The sequence below is a fragment of the Rhizobium sp. WYCCWR 11146 genome (assembly GCF_013591995.1).
GTDB lineage: Bacteria > Pseudomonadota > Alphaproteobacteria > Rhizobiales > Rhizobiaceae > Rhizobium > Rhizobium indicum.
This window is the reverse complement of record NZ_JACCEY010000024.1, coordinates 420,544-440,415: the sequence shown is the minus strand read 5'-3', so window position 1 is coordinate 440,415 and position 19,872 is coordinate 420,544. Positions and strand designations below refer to the sequence as shown.

General features: G+C 62.5%; 23 protein-coding genes. 5 read left to right on the top strand and 18 right to left on the bottom strand.

Going from position 1 to position 19,872, the window contains the following annotated elements:
- Positions 1-13: 13 nt before the first annotated feature.
- On the bottom strand, positions 14-508 hold the full coding sequence (locus tag HX899_RS21935) for a GNAT family N-acetyltransferase (RefSeq protein ID WP_138390976.1): 495 nt from the start codon (positions 506-508) through the stop codon (positions 14-16).
- A gap of 248 nt (positions 509-756) precedes the next feature.
- Here HX899_RS21935 and HX899_RS21930 point away from each other — a divergent pair, with 248 nt between their 5' ends.
- Positions 757-1,134 carry a VOC family protein gene (locus HX899_RS21930; RefSeq protein WP_138390975.1) on the top strand — a complete coding sequence of 126 codons (378 nt, stop codon included), beginning with the start codon at positions 757-759 and terminating at the stop codon, positions 1,132-1,134.
- Positions 1,135-1,207: 73 nt separating this feature from the next.
- On the opposite strand, the gene HX899_RS21925 is transcribed toward HX899_RS21930, so the two are convergent.
- Entirely contained in the window at positions 1,208-1,972 is a 765-nt protein-coding gene (locus HX899_RS21925) for a carbon-nitrogen hydrolase family protein (RefSeq protein ID WP_138390974.1), read from the bottom strand.
- A gap of 84 nt (positions 1,973-2,056) precedes the next feature.
- Positions 2,057-3,487, bottom strand: a complete 1,431-nt coding sequence (gndA, locus tag HX899_RS21920; RefSeq protein ID WP_181293384.1) for an NADP-dependent phosphogluconate dehydrogenase — start codon at positions 3,485-3,487, stop codon at positions 2,057-2,059.
- A 231-nt stretch (positions 3,488-3,718) separates the two neighbouring features.
- On the opposite strand from gndA, the gene HX899_RS21915 reads away from it, so the two are divergent.
- From HX899_RS21915 to HX899_RS21905, 3 genes are all read left to right on the top strand, one after another.
- Positions 3,719-4,507: a helix-turn-helix domain-containing protein gene (locus HX899_RS21915; protein WP_181293383.1), complete on the top strand. Its 789-nt coding sequence runs from the start codon at positions 3,719-3,721 to the stop codon at positions 4,505-4,507.
- 70 nt (positions 4,508-4,577) lie between these two features.
- Positions 4,578-4,976 carry a polyketide cyclase gene (locus HX899_RS21910; RefSeq protein ID WP_020050326.1) on the top strand — a complete coding sequence of 133 codons (399 nt, stop codon included), beginning with the start codon at positions 4,578-4,580 and terminating at the stop codon, positions 4,974-4,976.
- Positions 4,977-5,336, top strand: a complete 360-nt coding sequence (locus HX899_RS21905) for a VOC family protein (protein WP_138329151.1) — start codon at positions 4,977-4,979, stop codon at positions 5,334-5,336. It begins immediately after the preceding gene.
- Positions 5,337-5,391: 55 nt separating this feature from the next.
- Here the strand turns inward: HX899_RS21905 and HX899_RS21900 are convergent, their stop codons facing one another.
- From HX899_RS21900 to HX899_RS21870, 7 genes are all read right to left on the bottom strand, one after another.
- Entirely contained in the window at positions 5,392-6,108 is a 717-nt protein-coding gene (locus HX899_RS21900; RefSeq protein ID WP_181293382.1) for a PAS domain-containing protein, read from the bottom strand.
- A gap of 250 nt (positions 6,109-6,358) precedes the next feature.
- Positions 6,359-7,294, bottom strand: coding sequence for a lipid A biosynthesis lauroyl acyltransferase (locus HX899_RS21895; protein ID WP_181293381.1), 936 nt, complete (start codon positions 7,292-7,294; stop codon positions 6,359-6,361).
- 4 nt (positions 7,295-7,298) lie between these two features.
- Positions 7,299-8,327, bottom strand: a complete 1,029-nt coding sequence (locus HX899_RS21890) for a zinc-binding dehydrogenase (RefSeq protein WP_181293380.1) — start codon at positions 8,325-8,327, stop codon at positions 7,299-7,301.
- Positions 8,328-8,383: 56 nt separating this feature from the next.
- On the bottom strand, positions 8,384-9,670 hold the full coding sequence (locus HX899_RS21885; RefSeq protein ID WP_181293379.1) for a beta-ketoacyl-ACP synthase: 1,287 nt from the start codon (positions 9,668-9,670) through the stop codon (positions 8,384-8,386).
- Positions 9,671-9,675: 5 nt separating this feature from the next.
- Positions 9,676-10,887, bottom strand: a complete 1,212-nt coding sequence (locus HX899_RS21880; RefSeq protein WP_181293378.1) for a beta-ketoacyl-ACP synthase — start codon at positions 10,885-10,887, stop codon at positions 9,676-9,678.
- Positions 10,884-11,366: a 3-hydroxyacyl-ACP dehydratase FabZ family protein gene (locus HX899_RS21875; protein ID WP_003540474.1), complete on the bottom strand. Its 483-nt coding sequence runs from the start codon at positions 11,364-11,366 to the stop codon at positions 10,884-10,886. The genes HX899_RS21880 and HX899_RS21875 overlap by 4 nt, the downstream gene beginning before the upstream one ends.
- A 204-nt stretch (positions 11,367-11,570) precedes the next feature.
- A complete protein-coding gene (locus tag HX899_RS21870) occupies positions 11,571-11,849 on the bottom strand; it encodes an acyl carrier protein (protein WP_003540486.1) in 279 nt (92 codons plus the stop codon).
- Between the two features lie 432 nt (positions 11,850-12,281).
- Between HX899_RS21870 and HX899_RS21865 the strand changes: the two genes are divergently transcribed.
- Positions 12,282-13,004 carry a Crp/Fnr family transcriptional regulator gene (locus HX899_RS21865; RefSeq protein ID WP_171598651.1) on the top strand — a complete coding sequence of 241 codons (723 nt, stop codon included), beginning with the start codon at positions 12,282-12,284 and terminating at the stop codon, positions 13,002-13,004.
- Between the two features lie 31 nt (positions 13,005-13,035).
- Here the strand turns inward: HX899_RS21865 and HX899_RS21860 are convergent, their stop codons facing one another.
- The 8 genes from HX899_RS21860 to HX899_RS21825 all read right to left on the bottom strand — a co-directional run bounded on the left by HX899_RS21860 (position 13,036) and on the right by HX899_RS21825 (position 19,772).
- The gene (locus HX899_RS21860) at positions 13,036-13,467 is read right to left on the bottom strand and encodes a L,D-transpeptidase (RefSeq protein WP_407073934.1); all 432 of its coding nucleotides are present in this window, start codon (positions 13,465-13,467) and stop codon (positions 13,036-13,038) included.
- Between the two features lie 135 nt (positions 13,468-13,602).
- Positions 13,603-13,803: a hypothetical protein gene (locus tag HX899_RS21855; RefSeq protein ID WP_003540491.1), complete on the bottom strand. Its 201-nt coding sequence runs from the start codon at positions 13,801-13,803 to the stop codon at positions 13,603-13,605.
- Between the two features lie 136 nt (positions 13,804-13,939).
- The gene (gene cbiB, locus HX899_RS21850) at positions 13,940-14,920 is read right to left on the bottom strand and encodes an adenosylcobinamide-phosphate synthase CbiB (RefSeq protein ID WP_171598650.1); all 981 of its coding nucleotides are present in this window, start codon (positions 14,918-14,920) and stop codon (positions 13,940-13,942) included.
- Complete coding sequence (locus tag HX899_RS21845; RefSeq protein WP_171598649.1) at positions 14,917-15,999, bottom strand: threonine-phosphate decarboxylase; 1,083 nt, start codon at positions 15,997-15,999, stop codon at positions 14,917-14,919. The genes cbiB and HX899_RS21845 overlap by 4 nt, the downstream gene beginning before the upstream one ends.
- Positions 15,996-17,303, bottom strand: coding sequence for a cobyrinate a,c-diamide synthase (locus HX899_RS21840; protein WP_181293376.1), 1,308 nt, complete (start codon positions 17,301-17,303; stop codon positions 15,996-15,998). Before HX899_RS21840 ends, HX899_RS21845 begins: the two co-directional genes overlap by 4 nt.
- Entirely contained in the window at positions 17,300-18,139 is an 840-nt protein-coding gene (cobA, locus tag HX899_RS21835; protein ID WP_138390963.1) for a uroporphyrinogen-III C-methyltransferase, read from the bottom strand. Before cobA ends, HX899_RS21840 begins: the two co-directional genes overlap by 4 nt.
- A 189-nt stretch (positions 18,140-18,328) precedes the next feature.
- On the bottom strand, positions 18,329-19,282 hold the full coding sequence (locus HX899_RS21830; protein ID WP_171598648.1) for a nucleoside hydrolase: 954 nt from the start codon (positions 19,280-19,282) through the stop codon (positions 18,329-18,331).
- 70 nt (positions 19,283-19,352) lie between these two features.
- A complete protein-coding gene (locus HX899_RS21825; protein WP_138390961.1) occupies positions 19,353-19,772 on the bottom strand; it encodes a cobalamin biosynthesis protein in 420 nt (139 codons plus the stop codon).
- Positions 19,773-19,872 lie beyond the last annotated feature (100 nt).

Genomic DNA, 19,872 nt, shown 5'->3' with positions numbered 1-19,872 from the left:
TGAACGGAATATTCTAGCTTTCAAATGCCGGAGCGAATTGCAACGTCCCGCTTGGCGGAGGTCCGCGAAAGACAATCCGCTGCACCAGCCGCGTATCGAGGTCGAGATACGTCAGTTGTCCATCGCTGCTGAAACCGACACGGCTGTATATCTCGGGATTGCCGATCAGGGCGCATCCACTGGCGCCCATCTCGTTCAACAATTCGAGACCCCGTGCAATCATCGCCTTGCCGATACCCTGCCGCTGTCTCTCCGGCTTGACCGATATCGGCCCCAGCCCGAACCAGCCGTCATGCGCACCGTCGATCGTCACCGCCGAAAACGCCACATGCCCGAGAATCTCGCCGCCCTGCTCGGCCACCAGCGATATCTTGAGATCGCCCGCCGCGCGAAGTCTGCGGACAATCTCCGCTTCCGTACCGTCGCTGTAGGGCATCGGCTTGAATGCGGTCGAGGTCAGATCATGGATCGCATCGATATCATCAGGCGTTTCGTATCGGATAAGCATCTCTGTCAATTCCTCAAGCGCGTTGTCGTCAGTGCTGCCCGTACAAACAGTGTCTTATCCCACTGAAACGAAGTGTCGTAGATCCCAGAAAAATCTCGCGGGGATTCCGCTACCCTCTTCCGCAGAAGATTTCGAGGCTATAGACCTAGGCTCGTGGGCACCGTCCTGCTGATCGAAACATCGGAGCGTACCATCTCTGTCGGCACCGTCCGAAGGGTATTTGCGTCTCCGCAATCAGAGGTTCTGCGATGAATGATATCGCCGATCACGGTGTTCGTTTCGGACGAATTGCCGCCATGCTGCCGGTCAAGGACATGACCAAGGCCTATGATTTTTACGCCAATGTCCTCGGCTTCAAGAAAATATTCGAAAACGGCAATCCTGTCGGCTTCATGATCCTGAAGCGCGATCAGGGCGAGGTGCATCTCACCTTGCAGCCGAACCACAAGGCTGCGGACTTCAATGTTGCCCACCTGATGGTCGACAATGTCGATGCCCTGCACGCGGTTTGCCAGCAATATGGGCTGAGAATCATCAAGAGCCTTCAGGACAAGGACTACGGATTGCGGGCCTTCGTGTTTGAAGACCCCGACGGCAACCGTATTGACGTTGGCCAACCGATCTAGCCCAGCCATGAGAAGTGGGTGGGGATACAGTCCCCATCCAACTTTCGCACAATCCCGAATTCCGCAATGCTCGTCATTTGAGTCGAGCCCCTGCATCTTGTCCATCACAGGGAAAGTCGAAGACCAGCAAGCCGGGCTCCTCCAGCGGGAGCTGCGCCACGAGCTGCCCTTGCCGATTCAGCACGGCCGTCGGTCCCCAGGCGATGCGCCCGTCGCGCTCACCCGTTACGTCGGACGATATCAGCCACAGGCCTGTCTCACGGCATCTTTCGCCGCGAACGGCGTTATGCATTGGCTTGAATATTTCCGCCTTCTCCCGTGGCATCATGTTGTTGGAGAGGCATAAGATCAGCGACGCGCCAGACGCGGCGACCTTTGCGGCTGCCTCCGGAAAATTGGTGTCGTAGCAGATGTTGATCCCGAAGCGCAGGGTACCGATCGCAAACAGCGGACTGTCTTTTCCAGCCTCGAAAGCCCGTTCGCCTCGCAACAGGTGGGCCTTCCGGTAGCGGCCGAGGAGAAAGCCGCGCTGGACGACGACGGCGGTGTTGAACAATCGCCCGTCATCGATCTCGATCAGCCCCATGACCAGCATCGGTCCCGACCTCGGCAACCGATCCAGGACCGCCGCGAACTCGGCTGATGCGAGATCGAGGGCAACACGCCGCGCCGATCGTTCATCGGTCAGATAACCCTGCAGAAAACCTTCTGGAAAGACCAGCAGGGCAACCCCCTCAGCCTCGGCGAGCGCAGCGACCCTAACCGCATGGTCCAAGGCCGCCCCGACATTCTCCCGAAATTCCGGCGTCTGCGCGGCGGCTATCCGAATGCTCGTCACTTAGATCTCCGGGTTCTCGGCCGCGGCATCTCAGCAAAAGGCCCGGCGCAGTGGCCGGGCCTCTCCTTGAAAAATCGGTAGACCTCAGAAGGTCGAAGCACCGCTGCCCCAGGGGCCGTGGTGAAAGTCCTTGCCGTCCAGGCGGTCGAAGCCGTGGGCGCCGAAGAAATCGCGCTGTGCCTGGATAAGGTTTGCCGTTCCCCTGCCCTGGCGATAGGCGTCGAAATAGGTCAGCGCCGAGGTCAGCGCCGGCACCGGCAGGCCGGCGGCAATCGCTGCACCAACGACACGGCGCAGCGCCGGGATCGATTCCTTGACCATGTCGGAGAAGGCTGGCGTGACGATGAGGTTGGCAGCGTCCGGCGCCTTGGTGAAGGCCGAGGTGATCTCGTCGAGGAACTGCGAGCGGATGATGCAGCCGGCGCGCCAGATCCTGGCAATCGTCGGCATCGGCAGCGACCAGTTGAACTCGCGCGATGCTTCCGCCATCACCGCGAAGCCCTGCGCATAGGCGCCAATCTTCGCGGCAAACAGCGCCAGTTCGAGATCCTTGTTGAGCTCGGGGCCGTAAGCGATCGGGAAGGACACCGCTTGCGTGCCGAAGATTTTTTCAGCGGCTTCGCGCTGCGACTTCATCGAAGAGAGGCTGCGGGCGGCGACCGCGGCTTCGATCGCCGTTGCCGGAATGCCCATGTTCTGCGCTTCGATCGCCGACCACTTGCCAGTGCCCTTCTGGCCGGCCTTGTCGAGGATCATGTCGACCATTGGGCCGCCGGAAACCGGATCTGTGGCGGCAAGCACCTTCTCGGAGATTTCGATCAGGTAGGAGTTCAGCCGGCCCTTGTTCCATTCGCCGAAGATGCTGGAGATTTCGGAGGCACTCTTGCCGAGGCCGTCGCGCAGGATGCCGTAGATTTCGGCGATCATCTGCATGTCAGCATATTCGATGCCGTTGTGGATGGTCTTGACGAAATGGCCGGCGCCGTCATTGCCGAGCCAGGCGACGCAGGGCTCGTCATTGTAGCGCGCGGCAATCGAGGTCAGCACCTTCTCGACGCGCTTCCAGGACTCTTCGGTGCCGCCGACCATGATCGACGGGCCGTGGCGCGCACCTTCTTCGCCGCCGGAAACACCCATGCCGATGAAGGTCAGATCGGTATTCTTCAGCCGGTCGAAGCGGGCGACAGTGTCGCGGAAATTGGCGTTGCCGGCATCGATCATGATGTCGCCCTTGGAGAGATGCGGGCGCAGCAGCTCCATCTGCTGGTCGACGGGCTCGCCCGCCTTGATCATGATGATGATCGGGCGCGGCGGCCGGATCGCATCGACGAATTCCTCGATGGTCTTGCAGGGAATGATCTGCTTCTTCAGATCGCCGGCGCTTTCGTAGAATTCGTCGGTTTTCTCCGGCGTGCGGTTGAACACCGCGATTTTATTGCCTTTCTCCGCGATGTTGAGCGCCAGGTTGGAGCCCATGACCGCAAGGCCGATCAGTCCGATTTCTGCCTTTTCCACGACAAACCTCCGATGTGTCAATTGGACCGGTGTTGTGGCACTGTCTCGGTCAAACGGCAAGTCTCGCAAGGGTCTAATCGGTTCGCAAAAGCCAATGAAATGAGGCTTGCAATATCCCCGCTTGTCCGACAACCCACCGGCTGCCTCTTAATCCGAAGCCGCAAGTTTTTCGCGCGTCCTGCCCGTATTGCCCTATCTCATGTTATCATCAGTGCCTCGGGAGATATCGCATTGGCATCGGAAAAGCGAAAAGACATGGCCCTCCTGGCGGCCCGCGCCGGCCACTACCGCGAATACGCACCGCCGCCGGCGCTGCGACGCCATTTCAGCCGGCTCTGGTCTCATGCGCTCCACAACGGACCGCCGGCAATGGTGGCGATCGTGCCGGATGGCTATTGCGATCTCCTCTGGATCGACGGCCGGCTGGTCGTCGCCGGTCCCGACAGGACGGCGGCCTTTCCCGTCATCCAGCCGGGCACGACTGTCATCGGCGCACGTTTTGCGCCCGGCGCTGCAGCACCCTGGCTGAAGACGCCGCTCTCGGCACTGGTCGGCTGTTCGGTGCCCCTTGCCGACATCGGCCGGAAAGACACCGCCGAATTCGAAGCGCGGCTTACGGATTGTCCCGACCCCTCGGCCGCGACGGCGCTGTTTGGCCGCCTGCTTGAAGAGACCGCGCGCGATGCGGAGGAGCCCGCCCGCGACGCCGCCATGATCTTCGCCTCCGCTGACGACGGTCGCCCGTCCGGCCTTCTCGACCGGCTCGGCATCAGCGAAAGGCAGTTGCGCCGTCGCTGCCACCATCATTTCGGCTACGGCGCAAAGACGCTGGAACGGATCCGTCGGTTCCAGCGTTTCCTCGACCTCTGCCGCAAGTCGGGCACGATGCCGCTTGCCCGGCTTGCGCTCGAAGCGGGCTTTGCCGACCAGCCCCACATGACGCGGGAGGTCGGTGAGCTATCTACGCTGACGCCCGCCGTCATTCTCGACCAGCTCAGCATGCGGAAGAGAGCCGGCTGACCGTTTTGTTCAAGACGCTGCCGGCCGGTTTGTTACTCTGACGAAACCAAATGACAGGGACCTGCAAGCCATGACGACAATGCCCGCGAAAATCATCCACCGGTCGATCGAGCGCGATTGGCGCGACGTCTATGAATTCGCCGGCAAGCCGGAGAACATGCCGCTCTGGGCCTCCGGCCTTGCGACCGGGCTCGATCCGGATGGTGCCGACTGGATCGCCGATGGCGCTCTCGGAAAAATCAGGGTGAGCTTCGTGCCTGCCAATGAATTTGGCGTGATCGACCATACGGTGACGATCGAATCCGGACTCAGGGTCTATAATGCCCTGCGCATCGTGCCGAACGGCGATGGCTGCGAGGTCATGTTCACGCTGCTGCGTCTGCCCGGCATGACCGATGCGCAGTTTTCCGCCGATGCTGCCCATGTCGAGAAGGATCTCGCCATGCTGAAAGCCCTGATGGAGAGATAGATGGCCGAGAAGACAGAAAACCACGACCGCCGCATCGACTATGTCGAATTCAACGTCGCCGACATCGCCGCCGCCAAAGCCTTTTACGGCTCGGCCTTCGGCTGGCGCTTCACCGATTACGGCCCGAACTACTGCGAATTCGACGACGGCCGGCTAAAGGGCGGCTTTACCGATTTCGGCCCCGTGCGGCCGGGCGGCCCGCTGGTCGTCGTCTATGCCAGTGATCTGGAAGAAGTGCTGACCTCAGTCGAAAGAGCCGGCGGCACGATCTGCCGGCCGATCACCGATTTTCCCGGCGGCCGTCGCTTCCACTTCCTCGACCGCGATGGTTACGAGCTCGCCGTCTGGGCGGCTGCTTAGCCAGACTACCCGAGGCAGCCGAGTTGGTCAGGCTGCTTAAGGCTGCCGACCGGGATCAGGCAGCCTGCGACAGCCGGTCGAGATCTTCCATGACGAGCAGGGCGCCGATCACCGTACCGCCGGCATCGCGCAGCGGCGACATGCGACAGCGCACCTGCCGCGATTCGCCGCTGCCGGCCGAGCGCGCATAGGAATAGTCGATCTGTTCGCCGGCAAAACAGGCGTCGAGCTTATGCTTGGCGCATTCGGCAAACCGCTCCTCGCCGATGAATTCGGAAAGGTGGCGGCCGATGAGCTCCATCGGCTTCCTATTGAGATGGGCGCTGTTGGCCGGATTGGAATAGAGGTAGCGATAGTCCCTGGTCAGCACCGCCACGCGATCCGGCAGGCTTTCGAGGATCACCGCGTTGAGGAACTGGCCATTGTCTGTATCAGGCACATAGGCCGGCGGCGGCTCGATGCGCACATCCTGCGGCGAAGGCACGCGCCAGTCCGGCCCATGCGCCCCGAAATAGCGGTCGAGCAAATAGGAGAGCACCGACGTGTGCTCCGTGACGCTGGCGCTGTCGTCGGCATCCTGGCTGATCAGGTGGCTCACGAACTGCAATTGCATGCAGACTTCGAGCAGATTGGCTGCCCGGCAGGCGAGGATTGCCTCGACCAGCGGCTCCACATGGCGGTCGAGCGCCGTGACGCGCTGGTCGTCGCCCAGGCGTATGGCTTCCTCGATTTGCACGCAACGCAAAGAAAAAGCTCGAAAAAGCTCCAGCAAGACGCCTCCCACTCCCATTGTCCCAAGAGACGAGTCCGAAAACTCACATGGCTGCATTTCCCAAAAATGCGCCTTCCGGTAGACATTATTCGCGTCTTGGTAGTGACGGGTAACATGAAGTGCCCTCAGTTTCAATCCGAGAGCACCTGCCGCTTTTCACCGCTGATAAATGAGGGTGGACGTTTTTGGAGCATGATGCCGAAAAGTGTGAGCGGTTTTCGGCATCATGGCAGCCTGAAATCATGCTGTTCTAAGGCGCGAGCGTCTGCTTGATCTGCCAGCGGTCGTGATACCAGAGCCACTGTTCCGGATATTCGCGCACCCAGCTTTCCACCTTGTCGTTGAGCAGCTGGGCGGCGGCCGGCAGGTCGAGATTGCCCTTGGCGTCGCGCGGCATGTCCAGCCGCGGCTCGATTTCCAGCCGGTAGCGATTTCCGGGCAGCCGGATGCAGCGCGCCGGATAGACTTCGCAGCCGAACTGGCGCACCAGCTTCGGCAGCAGCGGATTGGTCTTGACGTCGCGCCCGAAGAAGGTGCCCTTCAGCCCCTTGCGGAATTTCTGGTCGACCAGCACGCCCACCCCCTGGCCTGCTTCCAGCTGACGGGCGAGCGCGAAGGAGGAGCCGGCATGCGAGGGCACCAGCTTGCCCATGCGGGCGCTGCGGAAGTCGAACACCTTCTTGGCGACATAAGGATTGTTCGGCGGCCGAAAGAGCACGGTGACGTTGAGCCCGAAGGCAGCACCCGCTACCGGCAGCAGCTCGAAATTGGCGGTATGGCCGGTAAAGACGATGAAGGGGCGCGGATTGTCACGCAGGTCGAGGAAGATCGGGACGCCCGACACCTCCACCCTGCCCGGCTCCGACTTTTCAGGATCATAGTCGAACAACTGGTCGAGGAAGACGTATTCCGCAGCAAGCCGGCCCATATTGCCCCAGCTGGCGAGCGCGATCTCCTCGATCTCGGCCTCGCTCTTCTCGGGAAAGGCGTTGCGCAGATTGGTCAGCATCAATCTGTGGCGGCTGGTCAGCCGGCCGAGGCGTCGCATCATCCTGTCGGCGAAGCGGATCGCGCCGTCGGCCGGAAACAGCTTCAGGAAATTCATGAAGCCGAACATCAGCTGAGCCACCAGCCATTGCTGGAAATTCCTGAGCGCCAGAACGAACCGGGTGATGAACAGCTTCACGCGGTCAATCCATCTTCAGGATGATCTTGCCGAAGATCTGGCGCGATTCCATCCGCTCCAGCGCCCGGTCGATATCACTGAAGCTGACCTCGGTATCGATGACGGGATGGACGAGCCCGCGGCCCATCTTCTGCATCGCATCCGCCATGTTCTCCATGCGGCAGCCGAAGGAACCGAAGAGCTTGAGTTGTTGCTGGAACAGCATCATCAGGTTCATCTCTGTCGAAACACCCGAGGTCGAGCCGCAGGTGACGAGGCGCCCGCCGCGCTTCATGCAGAGCATCGAGCCTGCCCAGGTGTCCTTGCCGACATGTTCGAAGACGACGTCGACGCCCTTCTTCTTGGTGAGCTTGCGCACCACGCCTTCGAAACGGTCGGTGCGATAGTTGATGACGTGATCGGCGCCGAGCGCCTTGGCCCTTTCGATCTTGTCGTCCGAACCGACCGTGGTGATGACGGTGCAGCCGATCTTCTTGGCGAGCTGGATCGCCGCCGTGCCGATGCCGGAGCCGCCGGCATGGACGAGGATCGTCTCGCCCGGCTCAAGCTTGGCATTGTCGAACAGCATGTGCTCGACCGTGCCGAAGGTGACAGGAGCAAGCGCCGCGCCGATCGCGTCGACGCCGGGAGGGGCAGGCACCAGCAGGCGCGCCGGCAGGTTGACCTTCTCCTGCGCAAAGCCGTCGAGATGGAAGCCGTGCACGCCCGAGACATGTTCGCAGAGATTGTCGCGGCCTTCACGGCAGGGACGGCAGAGGCCGCAGGTGCGCGCGCCGTAGATGGAGACGAGCTGGCCTGGCAGCACGTTGGCAACGCCCGGGCCGATCGATTCCACGACGCCGGAGGCTTCCGCACCGATGACCAGCGGCATCTTGCGCTTGGCGAATGCCATGCCGCGCCAGCCCCAGACGTCGATATGGTTGAGCGCCACCGCCTTGACGCGCAGCGTCACCTCGCCAGCGGCTGGAGCATCCGGTTCCGGCAGATCGGTGATCTCAAGCTTGCGGTCGTCGATCAGTTGCAAAGCGCGCATGGCAAAATCCCTCGCCTGAAGGCGTCATCTCGTCTCAAAAATTTGTCGGGACCCGCTTAAGCCGGTTCGAGCGCCATGACAAGGCTGGCATTCTGCCCGCCGAAGCCGAAGGAGTTGGAAAGCACGGCTGAAACCTGCGCTTCCCGCTTCTTGTTCGGCACGACATCGAGAACGATCGACGGATCGGGATTGTTGTAGTTGATGGTCGGCGGCAGCGTTCCGGTCAACATCGTCTGCAGCGAGAACACCGCCTCGACGGCGCCCGCCGCCGTCAGCGTATGGCCGATCATCGACTTGTTCGACGAAACCGGAATGCCGACGAGCCGCTCGCCGAACACGGCCGACATCGCACCATACTCCATCTTGTCATTCTCCGGCGTCGAGGTGCCGTGCGCATTGATGTAGCCGATGCCGCTCTCGTCGATGCCGGCATCGGCAAGGGCCGCGCGGATCGTCGCAATTGCCGGGCCGCCATCCGGCGACGACCGGGTGCGGTGGAAGCTGTCGGCCTTGTCGCCGGCGCCCTTCATGATGCCGAGCACCTTGGCGCCGCGCGCGACCGCCGATTCCAGCGATTCCAGCACCAGCGTCGCCGCACCTTCGGCGATGACGAAGCCGTCGCGATCCTTGCTGAACGGCTTGGAAGCCTTGGTCGGCGGATCGTTCTGCGTCGAAAGGGCTGACAGCAACGAGAAGCGGATCAGCGCTTCGGCACTCAGCGATCCGTCGGTCGCGATCGTCAGCGCGCGATCCGTGCGGCCCTGGCGGATCGCCTCGATGCCGAGCTGGATCGCCGTGACGCCGGAGGCGCAGGCGGTCGAAAGCGTGACGGGAAGGCCGCGGGTGCCGAACCGGTCGGAAAGGCGCTCGGAAATAGCGCCAAACAGGGCCGCCTCATGGAAGGCCGGGTCCGGACGCTGGCGCAACGCCGTCAGGAAGCGCTCATAGGCATCCCCTGGATGGTCGGAAGCCGGCGAACGGTCGGCAAGTTCGAAACGCGCGCTCCATTCCGGCTCGATCGGCGGGGCGGCAAGAAACAGAGGGCCGTTGAAATCGCCGGAAAGGCCGGCATCGGCAAGCGCCTCGATCGTCGTTTCGCGGGCGAAGGCATAGGAGCGCTCGACGGCGTTCGGCACCGGAATGCCGATGAAATCAACGGTGCCGGCGATCCGCGTCGACAGGCCCTCGGTCGGGAAACGGTTGATCTCGTGGATGCCCGACGTGCCTGACGAAAGCGCTGCCCAGTTGTCGCTGAGGCCCTGACCGAGCGAGGTGATGATGCCCATGCCGGTAACAGCCACGATCGGACGGCCGAGGTGATCTCTATAAGCGGAAGCTGTCATATCTCTCACTCCTCAGCATCTGCGGAAAGAACGGCAACGCCCTCGCCGCGCTGGTGTCCGACCGTGGTCACGACGGCGGCCGTGGCCCCTGCCCGCATCGGCGCCTCATGGGCGGCGTCGAAGGGCGGAACCTTGGCTTTGCCGTCGACGGCAAGGGCTGCAAGCGCCAGACCCAGCGTGAACTGCGTCTCGATCGTATGGCCGGTGACCCCGCCGAAGCCGCGGATCGCAACGTCGGGCAATTGATGTTCGAGCACCGCCCGCTCGCGAGCGGCAAGATCGTGCATGCCGGTCGATCCGGAAAAGATGGCCGTGCTCTCAGCGGCAAGCTCGGCAGCCGGTGCCAAAAGCCGCTCCAGCCGGACTTCGAGATTGCCGGAATTGCGGTTGCCGCGGTCGCCCTCGACCGCGTCGATGACGGCATAGATATGGGCACCGCGGGCCTCGGCATGCTTGCGGGATTCCAGCACCAGGAAGGCGCCTGCCGAACCGGTGATCATGCCGCCGCCGTCGCTGGGTCTACGCGACCAGAGCGGCACCCAATCGCCGCGCGCATGGGCGCCGATCGCTTCGGTGAGCAGGATCATGTCGGGCCGCTCGGCCGCGAAGGCGCCTCCAACAAGCGCATGCGAGGATTCGCCTGATTTGATGCGGTAGAAGGCGGTCTCGACGGCGGATATGCCGGCCGCTTCCTCGCCCATGAAGGTGCGCGACGAGCCGGTGACCTTGTGCACGATCGAGATATTGCCGGCGAGCAGGTTGGAAAGCTGGGCGAGGAACAGCGTCGGCCTCAGCTCGGTCGTCAGCTTCTCGTTGAGCAGCAACTCGCGGTCATTGCGCTTGAGCGCCTCGTCGACGATCAGTGTGTCGACATTGATGTCGCGCTCGCCGCCGCCGGCCGCCACGATCATGTCCATCGTGCCGCAGGCCTCGATATCATCCTTGAAACCGGCATCGTCGAGCGCAAGGCCGGCGGCGAAGACGCCGATGCGCTGCCAGTTCTCCATCTGGCGTTGATCGCCGCGCTTGGCGATCTGCTGCGACCAGTCGATCTCAGGCAGCGGATGCACCGGATAGGGCTTGAACTTCTCGGTCTCGACGATCGCCTTCGGAGTGCTCGCGGCCGAAAGCAGCGCGATATGCGCATCCTTGCCGACGCCCTGACAGGTGACGATGCCTATGCCCGAGATGACGACGTCGTTTGCAGCCTTGCTCATCCAATCACTCCCTGCGCCGCGATCGCTTCGAGAAGCCCGATCTCGCCGGCACGTTTCTTCACGATATCGCCGAGCGGCACCTCGGAAAACGGCATGGTGCGCAATTTCAGCTGCGCATCGCAGACCTTCTTGCCGCCGCTGGTGATTTTAGCCTTGGTGACCGCGAAACCCGAACCGTCATGCTCCAGCACCGCCTCGATGTCGAGCACGGCTTCCGGTTCGACGAAGGTGCGCATCTTGGCGCCGTCGACTGTCATCAGGAAGGGCATGGCGGCAAAATTGGTGACGGCAAGCACCAGCATGCCGGAGGCCTGGGCCATGGTCTCGATCAGGAGCACGCCGGGAACGAGCGGCATGCCGGGAAAATGACCCTCGAAGACGGGGCTCTTCGCCGGCACGACGGATCGCGCCTTAAGCGTGCCCTTCTTCAGGTCCACCGCTTCGACGCGGTCAATCATCTGGAAATATTCCAGCAGCATTCGGATCCTCCGGCCCGACAGGCCAGATCCGCCCGCCGGTGACGCCTAAAGCGCGTCTGGTTCGCACTTTAGGTCTTTGTTTTTATGCATGCCGTTGTCCCAAAACCGCTGCGCACTTTTGGGCGGCATGCACTAGTTAGGAACGAAACCGCCCGGCCGCCATATTCACGGCGGCAGGGCGTTCAAAAAAGACTGGTATATCGCTCAGGCCTTGGCTGCTTTGAGCTCGTCGATCTTGGCGCAGAGGTTCTTCAGCACGAAGTATTCTTCGGTGGAAACCTTGCCTTCGTTGACTTCCTGCGTCCACTTTTCGAGCGGGATCTTGATGCCGAATTCCTTGTCGATCGCAAAGACGATGTCGAGGAAATCGAGGCTGTCGATACCGAGGTCGTCGATCGTATGGCTCTCCGGCGTGATCGTCGCGCGGTCGATCTCGCTGGTTTCTGCAATAATGTCGGCAACTTTATCGAATGTAGCGGTCACGCGCTGTACCTCATGAAATGACGATTTAAACCCCCTCATAGGCAAATCCATTTCAAAAGCCAATGCTTTCGTCCCGGCGTTGCGGCAATTTGCCGGCTGGGTGTTGCCTAAACAGCAATGGAATGCCGGCCTTTGCCGTCACGCAAGGCGCGAGGCGATGCCGCTTTAGAAAGCCCGCCCTATCGGCGGGGCGAAGAAGCCGTCCGAATCAAACCCGCGGACGGCCTCTTTTCGGCGCAGGCGCTTCCCATAACAGCCATGGCACGGAAACTTTGATCTGGATCAAATCGCGATCCCGGCGCAATTGATAATCATCAAGCCGCGCTGGAAGAAATCGGGATAGCCGAACCCGCAATCGCGGCGTAATCGTCTAGGGTATACCCGGCATGCGCAGCCACACCCGGCACGCGCGGATTTCGAAGGGATCAGGACATGGACGTCGCACGCAGTGATGTTTCCGACTCCGGCACTCTCGTCGCCTGCCGTTCCTGCCAGGCGCGGCACGGCGTCGTCTGCGGCGCGCTGTCGAGCAGCCAGCTCCGGGAGCTCGGCCGCCACTCGCTGCGCCGCAAGGTCGATGCCGGCAGCGAGATCATCGCTCAAGGCTCGGAAAGCTCTTTCTATTCGAACATCATGCACGGGGTGGTGAAACTCTGCAAGGTGATGCCGGACGGGCGCCAGCAGATCGTCGGCCTGCAATTCGCCCCCGATTTCGTCGGCAGGCCTTTCGTGCGCGAAAGCACGCTGTCGGCCGAGGCTGCGACCGATTCCGAAATCTGCGTCTTCCCGCGCAACCTGCTCGACCGCATGATATCGGAGACGCCGGAACTGCAGCGCAGCCTGCACGATCAGGCGCTGAAGGAGCTGGATGCCGCGCGCGAATGGATGCTGACGCTCGGCCGGCGCACCGCCGAGGAGAAGGTCGCAAGCCTGCTCCACCTCATCGCCACCCACGCCGAACCACAAACGGCCACAAGCACCGCCTTCGACCTGCCGCTATCCCGCGCCGAGATCGCCGATTTCCTCGGGCTGACGATCGAAACCGTCAGCCGTCAGATGACCAGGCTGCGCAAGAGCGGCGTCATTCGCATCGAGAACTTCCGACATATCATCGTTCCAGACATGGATGAGCTGGAGCGGATGATCAGCGCATAAGAGGGATCAGCGCGGCGCATAACCCGTTGGGTTAGCGCGTAATGACCACGCGGGTATTGGCAAGGCCGGCCTGCCGCGTCAGCGAGAAGAACTGGGCAGCATTATCGGGATGCAGGCGAACACAGCCATGCGAGGCCGGCCGGCCCAGGCGCTTCAGGTCGAAGGTGGCGTGAACGGCATAACCGCCGTTGAAGAACACGGCGTAGGGCATCGGCGCATTGTCGTATTTCCTGGAGCGGTGATCGCGCGACAGCCACTTGGCGCGCCACGAACCGGTCGGCGTGACATAGCCGTTGCGCGCGGTCGAAACCTTCCAGCGATACTTGACGAAGCCGTTCTCGGAAACAGTCATCGTCTGCTTGCCGATGCTGATATTGGCGACCAGCGTTGCTGCCTGAGCGGCAACAGGAGAAAACTGCAGCAATAAACTTGCGGCCGCAGCCGCCAAAATCGTGTTCATCATAACCCCTCTTCGAACTCGCGCAGCTTAATTGCGCCCTCACGAAAGAGAGACTACGGCAATACTTATTAGATTGCTTTAATCCGAATGGTAATCACAATTTTAACGGCGCATGGCAGCAAGCGGGTCGCCGCAGGCTTACTGAAGCTTGCGCTTCGCCCCAGCCTGATTGAGCCCTTGGTAGGCCTTGTTCATCTTCTCGCGGATCGAGGCCATGGTGCCGAGATTATGGCCGCAGGCCGCACAGGTGATGATGTCGGTCTCCCGGATCTCGGGACGCTCGAACTTCATCTTGGTGCTCTTGCACTTCGGGCACGGTAATTCAACCTGAACTGTCATCGCTCTGCTTCCAATCTGATGGAGATATGAGGCGGTCGGAATAAACGTTTGAGTGGGGGCTGTCTACCGGCGGCGTGGGTGTGCTGTGTCGCACCCCCTCTCACGGCACACCCTATCCCGCGTGCACGGCGCAACCCTACAGAAAACACAGAAACAACCCGAACGTAGTACCAGCGAGCACCATGCAGCTGGCGTAAAATACCGATACGCCGTCCTCGATATCGCCTGAGGTCGCCACGTTGCGGCCGGTGTCGTTGATCATCGGCTCGCGCACGATGACGCCGCCATAGATGCGCGGGCCGGCGAGCTGGACATTCAGCGCGCCTGCCATTGCTGCCTCCGGCCTGCCGGAGTTCGGCGAACGGTGCAAGGCCCCGTCGCGCATCGCCACCCTGATCGCCTCGCGCCCGGCGCTTGTTCCCCGCCGGATCCAGGCGCCGGCGGCAATCAGCAGTATGGAGAGGCGCGCGGCCGGCCAGTTGGCGATATCGTCGAGCCGGGCGGCGGCCCAGCCGAAGTCGATGTATTTTTCCGACTTATGGCCGATCATCGAATCCGCCGTGTTCAGCATCTTGTAGGCGAAGAGCCCCGGCAGGCCGAAGACGGCATACCAGAGCGCCGGTGCGACGACGCCGTCGGAGAAATTCTCGGCAAGGCTTTCGATCGCCGCGCGGCAGACGGCTGGCTCATCCAGCGTCTCGGGATCGCGTCCGACGATGCGGGAAACGGCGGTCCGCCCGCCGGCAAGCCCCTCGTCGCGTAAGGCGACGGCGACGGCCGCGACGTGATCGGCAAGGCTTTTCTGCGCCAGGAAGATCGCCACCAGCCCGGTCTCCAGCAAGATGCCGGCAAGGCCAAACAGCGCGAAGAACCGGTTGAACACGAAGCCTGCGGCTATCGCCACCAGAAGCAGCACCAGGATGGCGGCGATACCGTTCATTCGGCGTTGCGAGCCGGTGAGACTTTCCGGGTTGAGCTGCCGGTCGGCATAAGAGATCGCCGCGCCGAACATGACGACGGGATGCGGCATCCGCGACCACAACCATTGCGGATCGCCGGCGATCCGGTCGAGCAGCAGCGCCAGAAGCAGTACGAGAAGGTTTTCGTCGATCGTCATCGCTCAAATCTCTGAAGGGCTTCGCCAAGCCGCCTGTCGGCCGCCGGATCGGGCGTCAGCCCGAAACGCAGCCAATCCGGCGCATAGTCGAACTTGCGGACGAGAATATGATGGCGGCAGAGATGCGTGTAAATGTCGCCGGCTCTCGCATCGGCGACAAGGGTGAAGAGCGCCGTTCCTCCAGCCATCCGCAACCCGGCGCCCTTCAGCACCGCATGCAGACCGGCGCAACGTTCATTGATGCGGCTGCAGATAGCAGAAACATCCGATCGCAGCAGCGAACCTGCAATCGAAAGGGCCGGTCCTGAGACCGCCCAAGGTCCGAGCCAGTCTTCGAAACGCGCGAGAATATCGCCGCGCGCAATCGCGAAACCGAGCCGGAGGCCGGCAAATCCGAAGAACTTCCCGAAGGAGCGGAAGATGATGAGGTTGGAAAGCTGCGGCGCACGAGATGCAAGGCTGAGCGCCGGATCGGTATCACCGAAGGCCTCATCGACGACGAGAAGCCCGCCTGCTGCCTTCATCCTGTCGTGCAGGGCAATCAGTGTTTCGGCCGGCCATGCCCGTCCATCAGGATTGTTCGGATTGACGACGATGGCCAACCGATGTCCGGCTCCGATCGCGGCAATATCGTCTACCACATCGATGGCAAAACCGGCCGAGGCGAAGGCGCGCGCATACTCGCCATAGGTCGGCGATACCACGGCAATCTTGTTGTCCGTCACGGCAATCTTGTTGTCCGTCACGGCAACCCTGTTGTCCGTCACATCGACTCGGTCGTCCGTAACGCCAACCAGCCTACCCTCGACCAGACGTGGCAGAAGCTGAATCACCGATTGTGTGCCGGGCACTGGTAGCGGCAGAATCTCGCCGCTGCCGTAGTGGTCGCGCGCCGCGCGCCTTGCCTCATCGACGAGGTGCCTGTCCGGCAGGCGGTGCCAGGCTCGCGCCGGAATGTCAGGCAGCGCGACGGGGCACGGATTGATGCCTGTGGAAAGATCGAGCCAGTCGTCCGGCCTGCCGCCGAAGGTAGCGGCAGCCGCGGTGATGCCGCCGCCGTGGACAATCGGTGCGCTCATGCGGCGGCTCCGGCAAGATCGATCAGATGCATGTAGGAGCCTGCCACCTGGTCGCGCCTGAGACCGGCGGCACCCAGATCGGTTCCGAGCGCATCCTGCACCTGAAAAAGCCGCTTGCCCTCGCCCTCGGAGACGACGCTGGAATAGTGGAATTCATGGGCCGTCATCATCCGCGCAAAGAAGGCGCCGTCGAGGGGCACAACACGGCGATAGCCGAGATGACGCTTTCGCTCGGCATAGGTGGTGACGACGGGCAGCAGGCCGAGCATCTCGTGGCGATGCCCCTTCGCATCGATCAGGCCCTCGCCAAGCACCATGTAGCCGCCGCATTCGCCATAGATCCGGATGTCGCGCGCTGCCGCATCGAGTATGCCGGCGCGGAAATTCTGCGCCTCTGCCAGCCGCCCGGCATGCAGCTCGGGATAACCACCGGGCAGATAGATCGCATCGGCATCACCAGCCGGCGCCTCGTCGGCGAGCGGCGAGAAAAAGGAAATCGCAGCACCCCGGCGGCGCCAGCCGAGCAGCATATGCTCGTAGGAAAAGGCAAAGGCGACATCGCGCGCCACGGCGATGCGGGCACCCAGCGGCGGTAACCGGTCGATATTGGCGGCCGATGGCCGGTTGAGCCCCTGTCTGGCGATGCGCAGCAGGAATTCAAAATTGCATTCCTCGGAGACGGCATCCGCCGCATGGTCGATGAAATTGTCGAGGGTTGCATGTTCGCCGGCCTGGACGAGGCCGAGATGGCGCTCCGGCAGGGAAAGCGCCTTGTCGCTGCCGATGACGGCGATGACAGGCATACGGATAGCTTCGAGCGCCTGCCGCAGCATCGCCTCGTGCCGTTCGCTGCCGACCTTGTTGAGGATGACACCGGCAACCCGCACATCGGCACGGAAACCGGCAAAACCAGTAACCAGCGCCGCCACCGACTGCGACATGCGCGAGGCATCGACGACCAACACCACGGAAAGCCCCAGCTGGGCCGCCAGATCGGCCGCCGTTCCCTTTCCGTCGGCCGCCCCATCGAAAAGCCCCATCATCGCCTCGATGACGAGGATGCGGTCGCCGGAGCGGTGAAGGGCCGCATTGGCCGAGATCAGCTCCGGGCGCATCGCCCAGGGATCGAAATTCAGACAGAGCGTGCCACTCGCTGCCGCATGGAAGGCAGGATCGATATAGTCGGGGCCGGCCTTGCCGGGCGCGACCGCGATGCCGCGCCGGCGAAGCGCCCGGAGCAGACCGAGCGTCACCGTCGTCTTGCCGGCGCCGGAGGAAGGTGCTGCGATCAGGAGGCCGCTCATGCCCGCACCTTGCCGGACCGGCGGAATGGATCGGGCAGCAAGCGCCGCCCAGCCAGTGCACCGAGCCAATCGAGTGAAGCTCTGAGCCGCACCACCTCGCCGACGACGACTACGGCCGGCGGTTCGAGCCCGGAAGCGGCAACGGCCTCGGTCGCCTCTCCGAGCGTCGTTTCCAGCACCTGCTGCCGGCCAGTGGCGGCATTGCAGACGAAGGCGACGGGCTCGGATGGCAGCCGGCCTGCGGCGATCAGACGGGCGCTGATCTCGGCGATATGCTTCATCGCCATGTACATGACGATGACAGGCGAGCCCCGTCCGATCGCCTCCCAGTTGATCCTGTCGGGCACGATACCTGACGAATCATGGCCTGTGAGGAAGGTCACGGCATGGTTGATGTCGCGATGCGTCACCGGGATGCCGGCATAGGCGAGCCCGCCGATGCCGGCGGTGATGCCGGGCACGATGCGGAAAGGGATGTTGTGCTCGACCAGCGTCAGCGCCTCTTCGCCGCCGCGACCGAAGACGAAGGGATCGCCGCCCTTCAGCCGCAGCACTCGCTTGCCGGCGCGCGCAAGCTCCACCAGCCGCAGCGAGATGTCGCGCTGCTTCGCCGAAGGCTTGCCGCCGCGTTTGCCGGCATATTCCACCAGCGTTTCCGGCCTTGCCAGCGCCAGGCATTCCTCGTTGACCAGCGCGTCGTGAACGATGACGTCGGCCTCGGAAAGTCCCTTGGCGGCGAGCAGCGTCAGCAAGCCGGGATCACCGGGGCCGGCCCCGACGAGCCAGACGCTGCCCGGCTCAAGCGCCGGAAGATGGGAGAATGCGGCATCGATCATCCTGCTGATCTAGGCCCCGCAAAGGGCAAGGTCAACGCCGCGCCCATCACCTCACTTGAAGTTGCTGAGATGAGCATGACTCACTTTGTGAAGTGTCGGATTCAAATCCTCGGAGAACCCTCATAACGCAATGAATATATAGCAATATATTCCGAAGGCCGGCCGCGATGCTGCCGGCCTTCAAGCTAGTCAGGCTGCAAGCAGTGTATTGCGGATGAGGTCCAGGACCCTCTCCGACTCAATGCCGGTGCAGACCACCTGGCTCGGCAAGCCATCCCAAGCGCCATCAGGCGGAAAACGCCGCCCATCTGGCCTGACGATCGTCTGGCCATCGGCGATGCCGCCGCAGACGACACGCACCGCACCCGATATTGACGAGAACAGCTCCGGCACCACGACATAGACGCAGGCGCAGCTGTCATGCACCATCATGCCGTCTTCAACCGCGTGCTTGTAGAAATCGATGTAGGACTGCGAGAGTGCGTCGAGCTGCTTGACCGCCTTGTCACCCCTCGCCGCCATCTCGCCGAGATAGCTGCGGCTCATCGTGGTAATCGCGGTGACGTCGAGGCCGATGACGGCCACCTTCCAGGGTGCGGTCATGACGATGTCGGCAGCCTCAGGATCACCGTGGATATTGGCCTCGGCGACCGGCGAGACATTTCCCGGCACATAGAAATTGCCGCCCATGATGACGACGTCCTTGGCCAGCGTCGCAATCTCGGGGTCTTCCTTCAGCGCCAGCGCCAGATTGGTCATCCGGCCGACGGCGACGAGGCGCACCTCGCCCGGATGGGCGCGCACCGTGTCGATGATGAAGCGATGCGCCGGGCGCGGATCGAGCGGCAGGTCGATCGTCTCCGGTACCTCGATATCGCCGAGGCCGTTGTCGCCATGCACCATGGCCGGCCATGGCCGTTCCGCACGCGCGGAATCGATGGTGACGCTGGCGCCCTTGGAAACGGGTGCCGGAATATTCCATTCGCGCTTGAGGAAGAGCGCATTGCGCGTCGTCGTCTCAACCGAGGCGTTGCCGAAGACCGTGGTGATGCCGAGAAGGTCGATTTCGGGATGGCGATGCAGGAAGAGAAGCGCCATGGCGTCGTCGACGCCAGGGTCGGTGTCATAAATGACCTTGTGCATGAGATATCCTCTAGATGTGAACCGTGAAGCTGCCGGACGGCGCCGCGAATTGGCGCCAACATAACGTCCACTAGGCTTTCTGCAACCCGCTGCGGGAAACTGCCGCTGTCGCATGTGCAGATTTGATCTTGGCGACAGCAAGCTCGGCATCCGGTCCCGCAGCTGCAAGCGCAGCGGCCTCGGCGACCCCATGGCAGCCGACGCGGGCAAAGACGATCGCAGAGGGATTCGCGAGCCGCGGCGTCTCCTCCTCCAGCCGCGGCGCGCCGAAGAAGACGGCAGGCACGGAAAAATGCGCGGCAACAGCAAGGATCGCCGGCTCCAGTCTTCGGCTGTCGATCGAGGCAATGGCTGCGAGTTCCGCCGCGCCAATACCGGCTACATCGAGCGCCTCGATCGCAAGCGCCAGCACCTCGGCAGGCGACGTCCCACGCTCGCAGCCGAGGCCGAGCACGTGGAGCCTCGCCGTATCGAAAGAGATATCGCTCATGGAAACCGTCAAATACGCCCTGCCCATGTCGTTGCAGCCATTGCAGCTTGGGACGGCAAATGCAACAAGGCCGTCCGAAATCCCTCCCCGGAATACCACC

Excerpts from the sequence above, each read along its gene's own strand:
- HX899_RS21860 (WP_407073934.1), bottom strand. The coding sequence starts at position 13,467 with ATGATGAACACGATTTTGGCGGCTGCGGCCGCAAGTTTATTGCTGCAG.
- HX899_RS21935 (WP_138390976.1), bottom strand. The coding sequence starts at position 508 with ATGCTTATCCGATACGAAACGCCTGATGATATCGATGCGATCCATGAT.
- HX899_RS21890 (WP_181293380.1), bottom strand. The coding sequence starts at position 8,327 with ATGCGCGCTTTGCAACTGATCGACGACCGCAAGCTTGAGATCACCGAT.
- cobA (WP_138390963.1), bottom strand. The coding sequence starts at position 18,139 with ATGATCGATGCCGCATTCTCCCATCTTCCGGCGCTTGAGCCGGGCAGC.
- HX899_RS21880 (WP_181293378.1), bottom strand. The coding sequence starts at position 10,887 with ATGAGCAAGGCTGCAAACGACGTCGTCATCTCGGGCATAGGCATCGTC.
- HX899_RS21830 (WP_171598648.1), bottom strand. The coding sequence starts at position 19,282 with ATGCACAAGGTCATTTATGACACCGACCCTGGCGTCGACGACGCCATG.
- HX899_RS21875 (WP_003540474.1), bottom strand. The coding sequence starts at position 11,366 with ATGCTGCTGGAATATTTCCAGATGATTGACCGCGTCGAAGCGGTGGAC.
- HX899_RS21885 (WP_181293379.1), bottom strand. The coding sequence starts at position 9,670 with ATGACAGCTTCCGCTTATAGAGATCACCTCGGCCGTCCGATCGTGGCT.
- HX899_RS21855 (WP_003540491.1), bottom strand. The coding sequence starts at position 13,803 with ATGACAGTTCAGGTTGAATTACCGTGCCCGAAGTGCAAGAGCACCAAG.
- HX899_RS21930 (WP_138390975.1), top strand. The coding sequence starts at position 757 with ATGAATGATATCGCCGATCACGGTGTTCGTTTCGGACGAATTGCCGCC.
- HX899_RS21865 (WP_171598651.1), top strand. The coding sequence starts at position 12,282 with ATGGACGTCGCACGCAGTGATGTTTCCGACTCCGGCACTCTCGTCGCC.
- HX899_RS21825 (WP_138390961.1), bottom strand. The coding sequence starts at position 19,772 with ATGAGCGATATCTCTTTCGATACGGCGAGGCTCCACGTGCTCGGCCTC.
- HX899_RS21905 (WP_138329151.1), top strand. The coding sequence starts at position 4,977 with ATGGCCGAGAAGACAGAAAACCACGACCGCCGCATCGACTATGTCGAA.
- HX899_RS21845 (WP_171598649.1), bottom strand. The coding sequence starts at position 15,999 with ATGAGCGCACCGATTGTCCACGGCGGCGGCATCACCGCGGCTGCCGCT.
- HX899_RS21840 (WP_181293376.1), bottom strand. The coding sequence starts at position 17,303 with ATGAGCGGCCTCCTGATCGCAGCACCTTCCTCCGGCGCCGGCAAGACG.
- cbiB (WP_171598650.1), bottom strand. The coding sequence starts at position 14,920 with ATGACGATCGACGAAAACCTTCTCGTACTGCTTCTGGCGCTGCTGCTC.
- HX899_RS21910 (WP_020050326.1), top strand. The coding sequence starts at position 4,578 with ATGACGACAATGCCCGCGAAAATCATCCACCGGTCGATCGAGCGCGAT.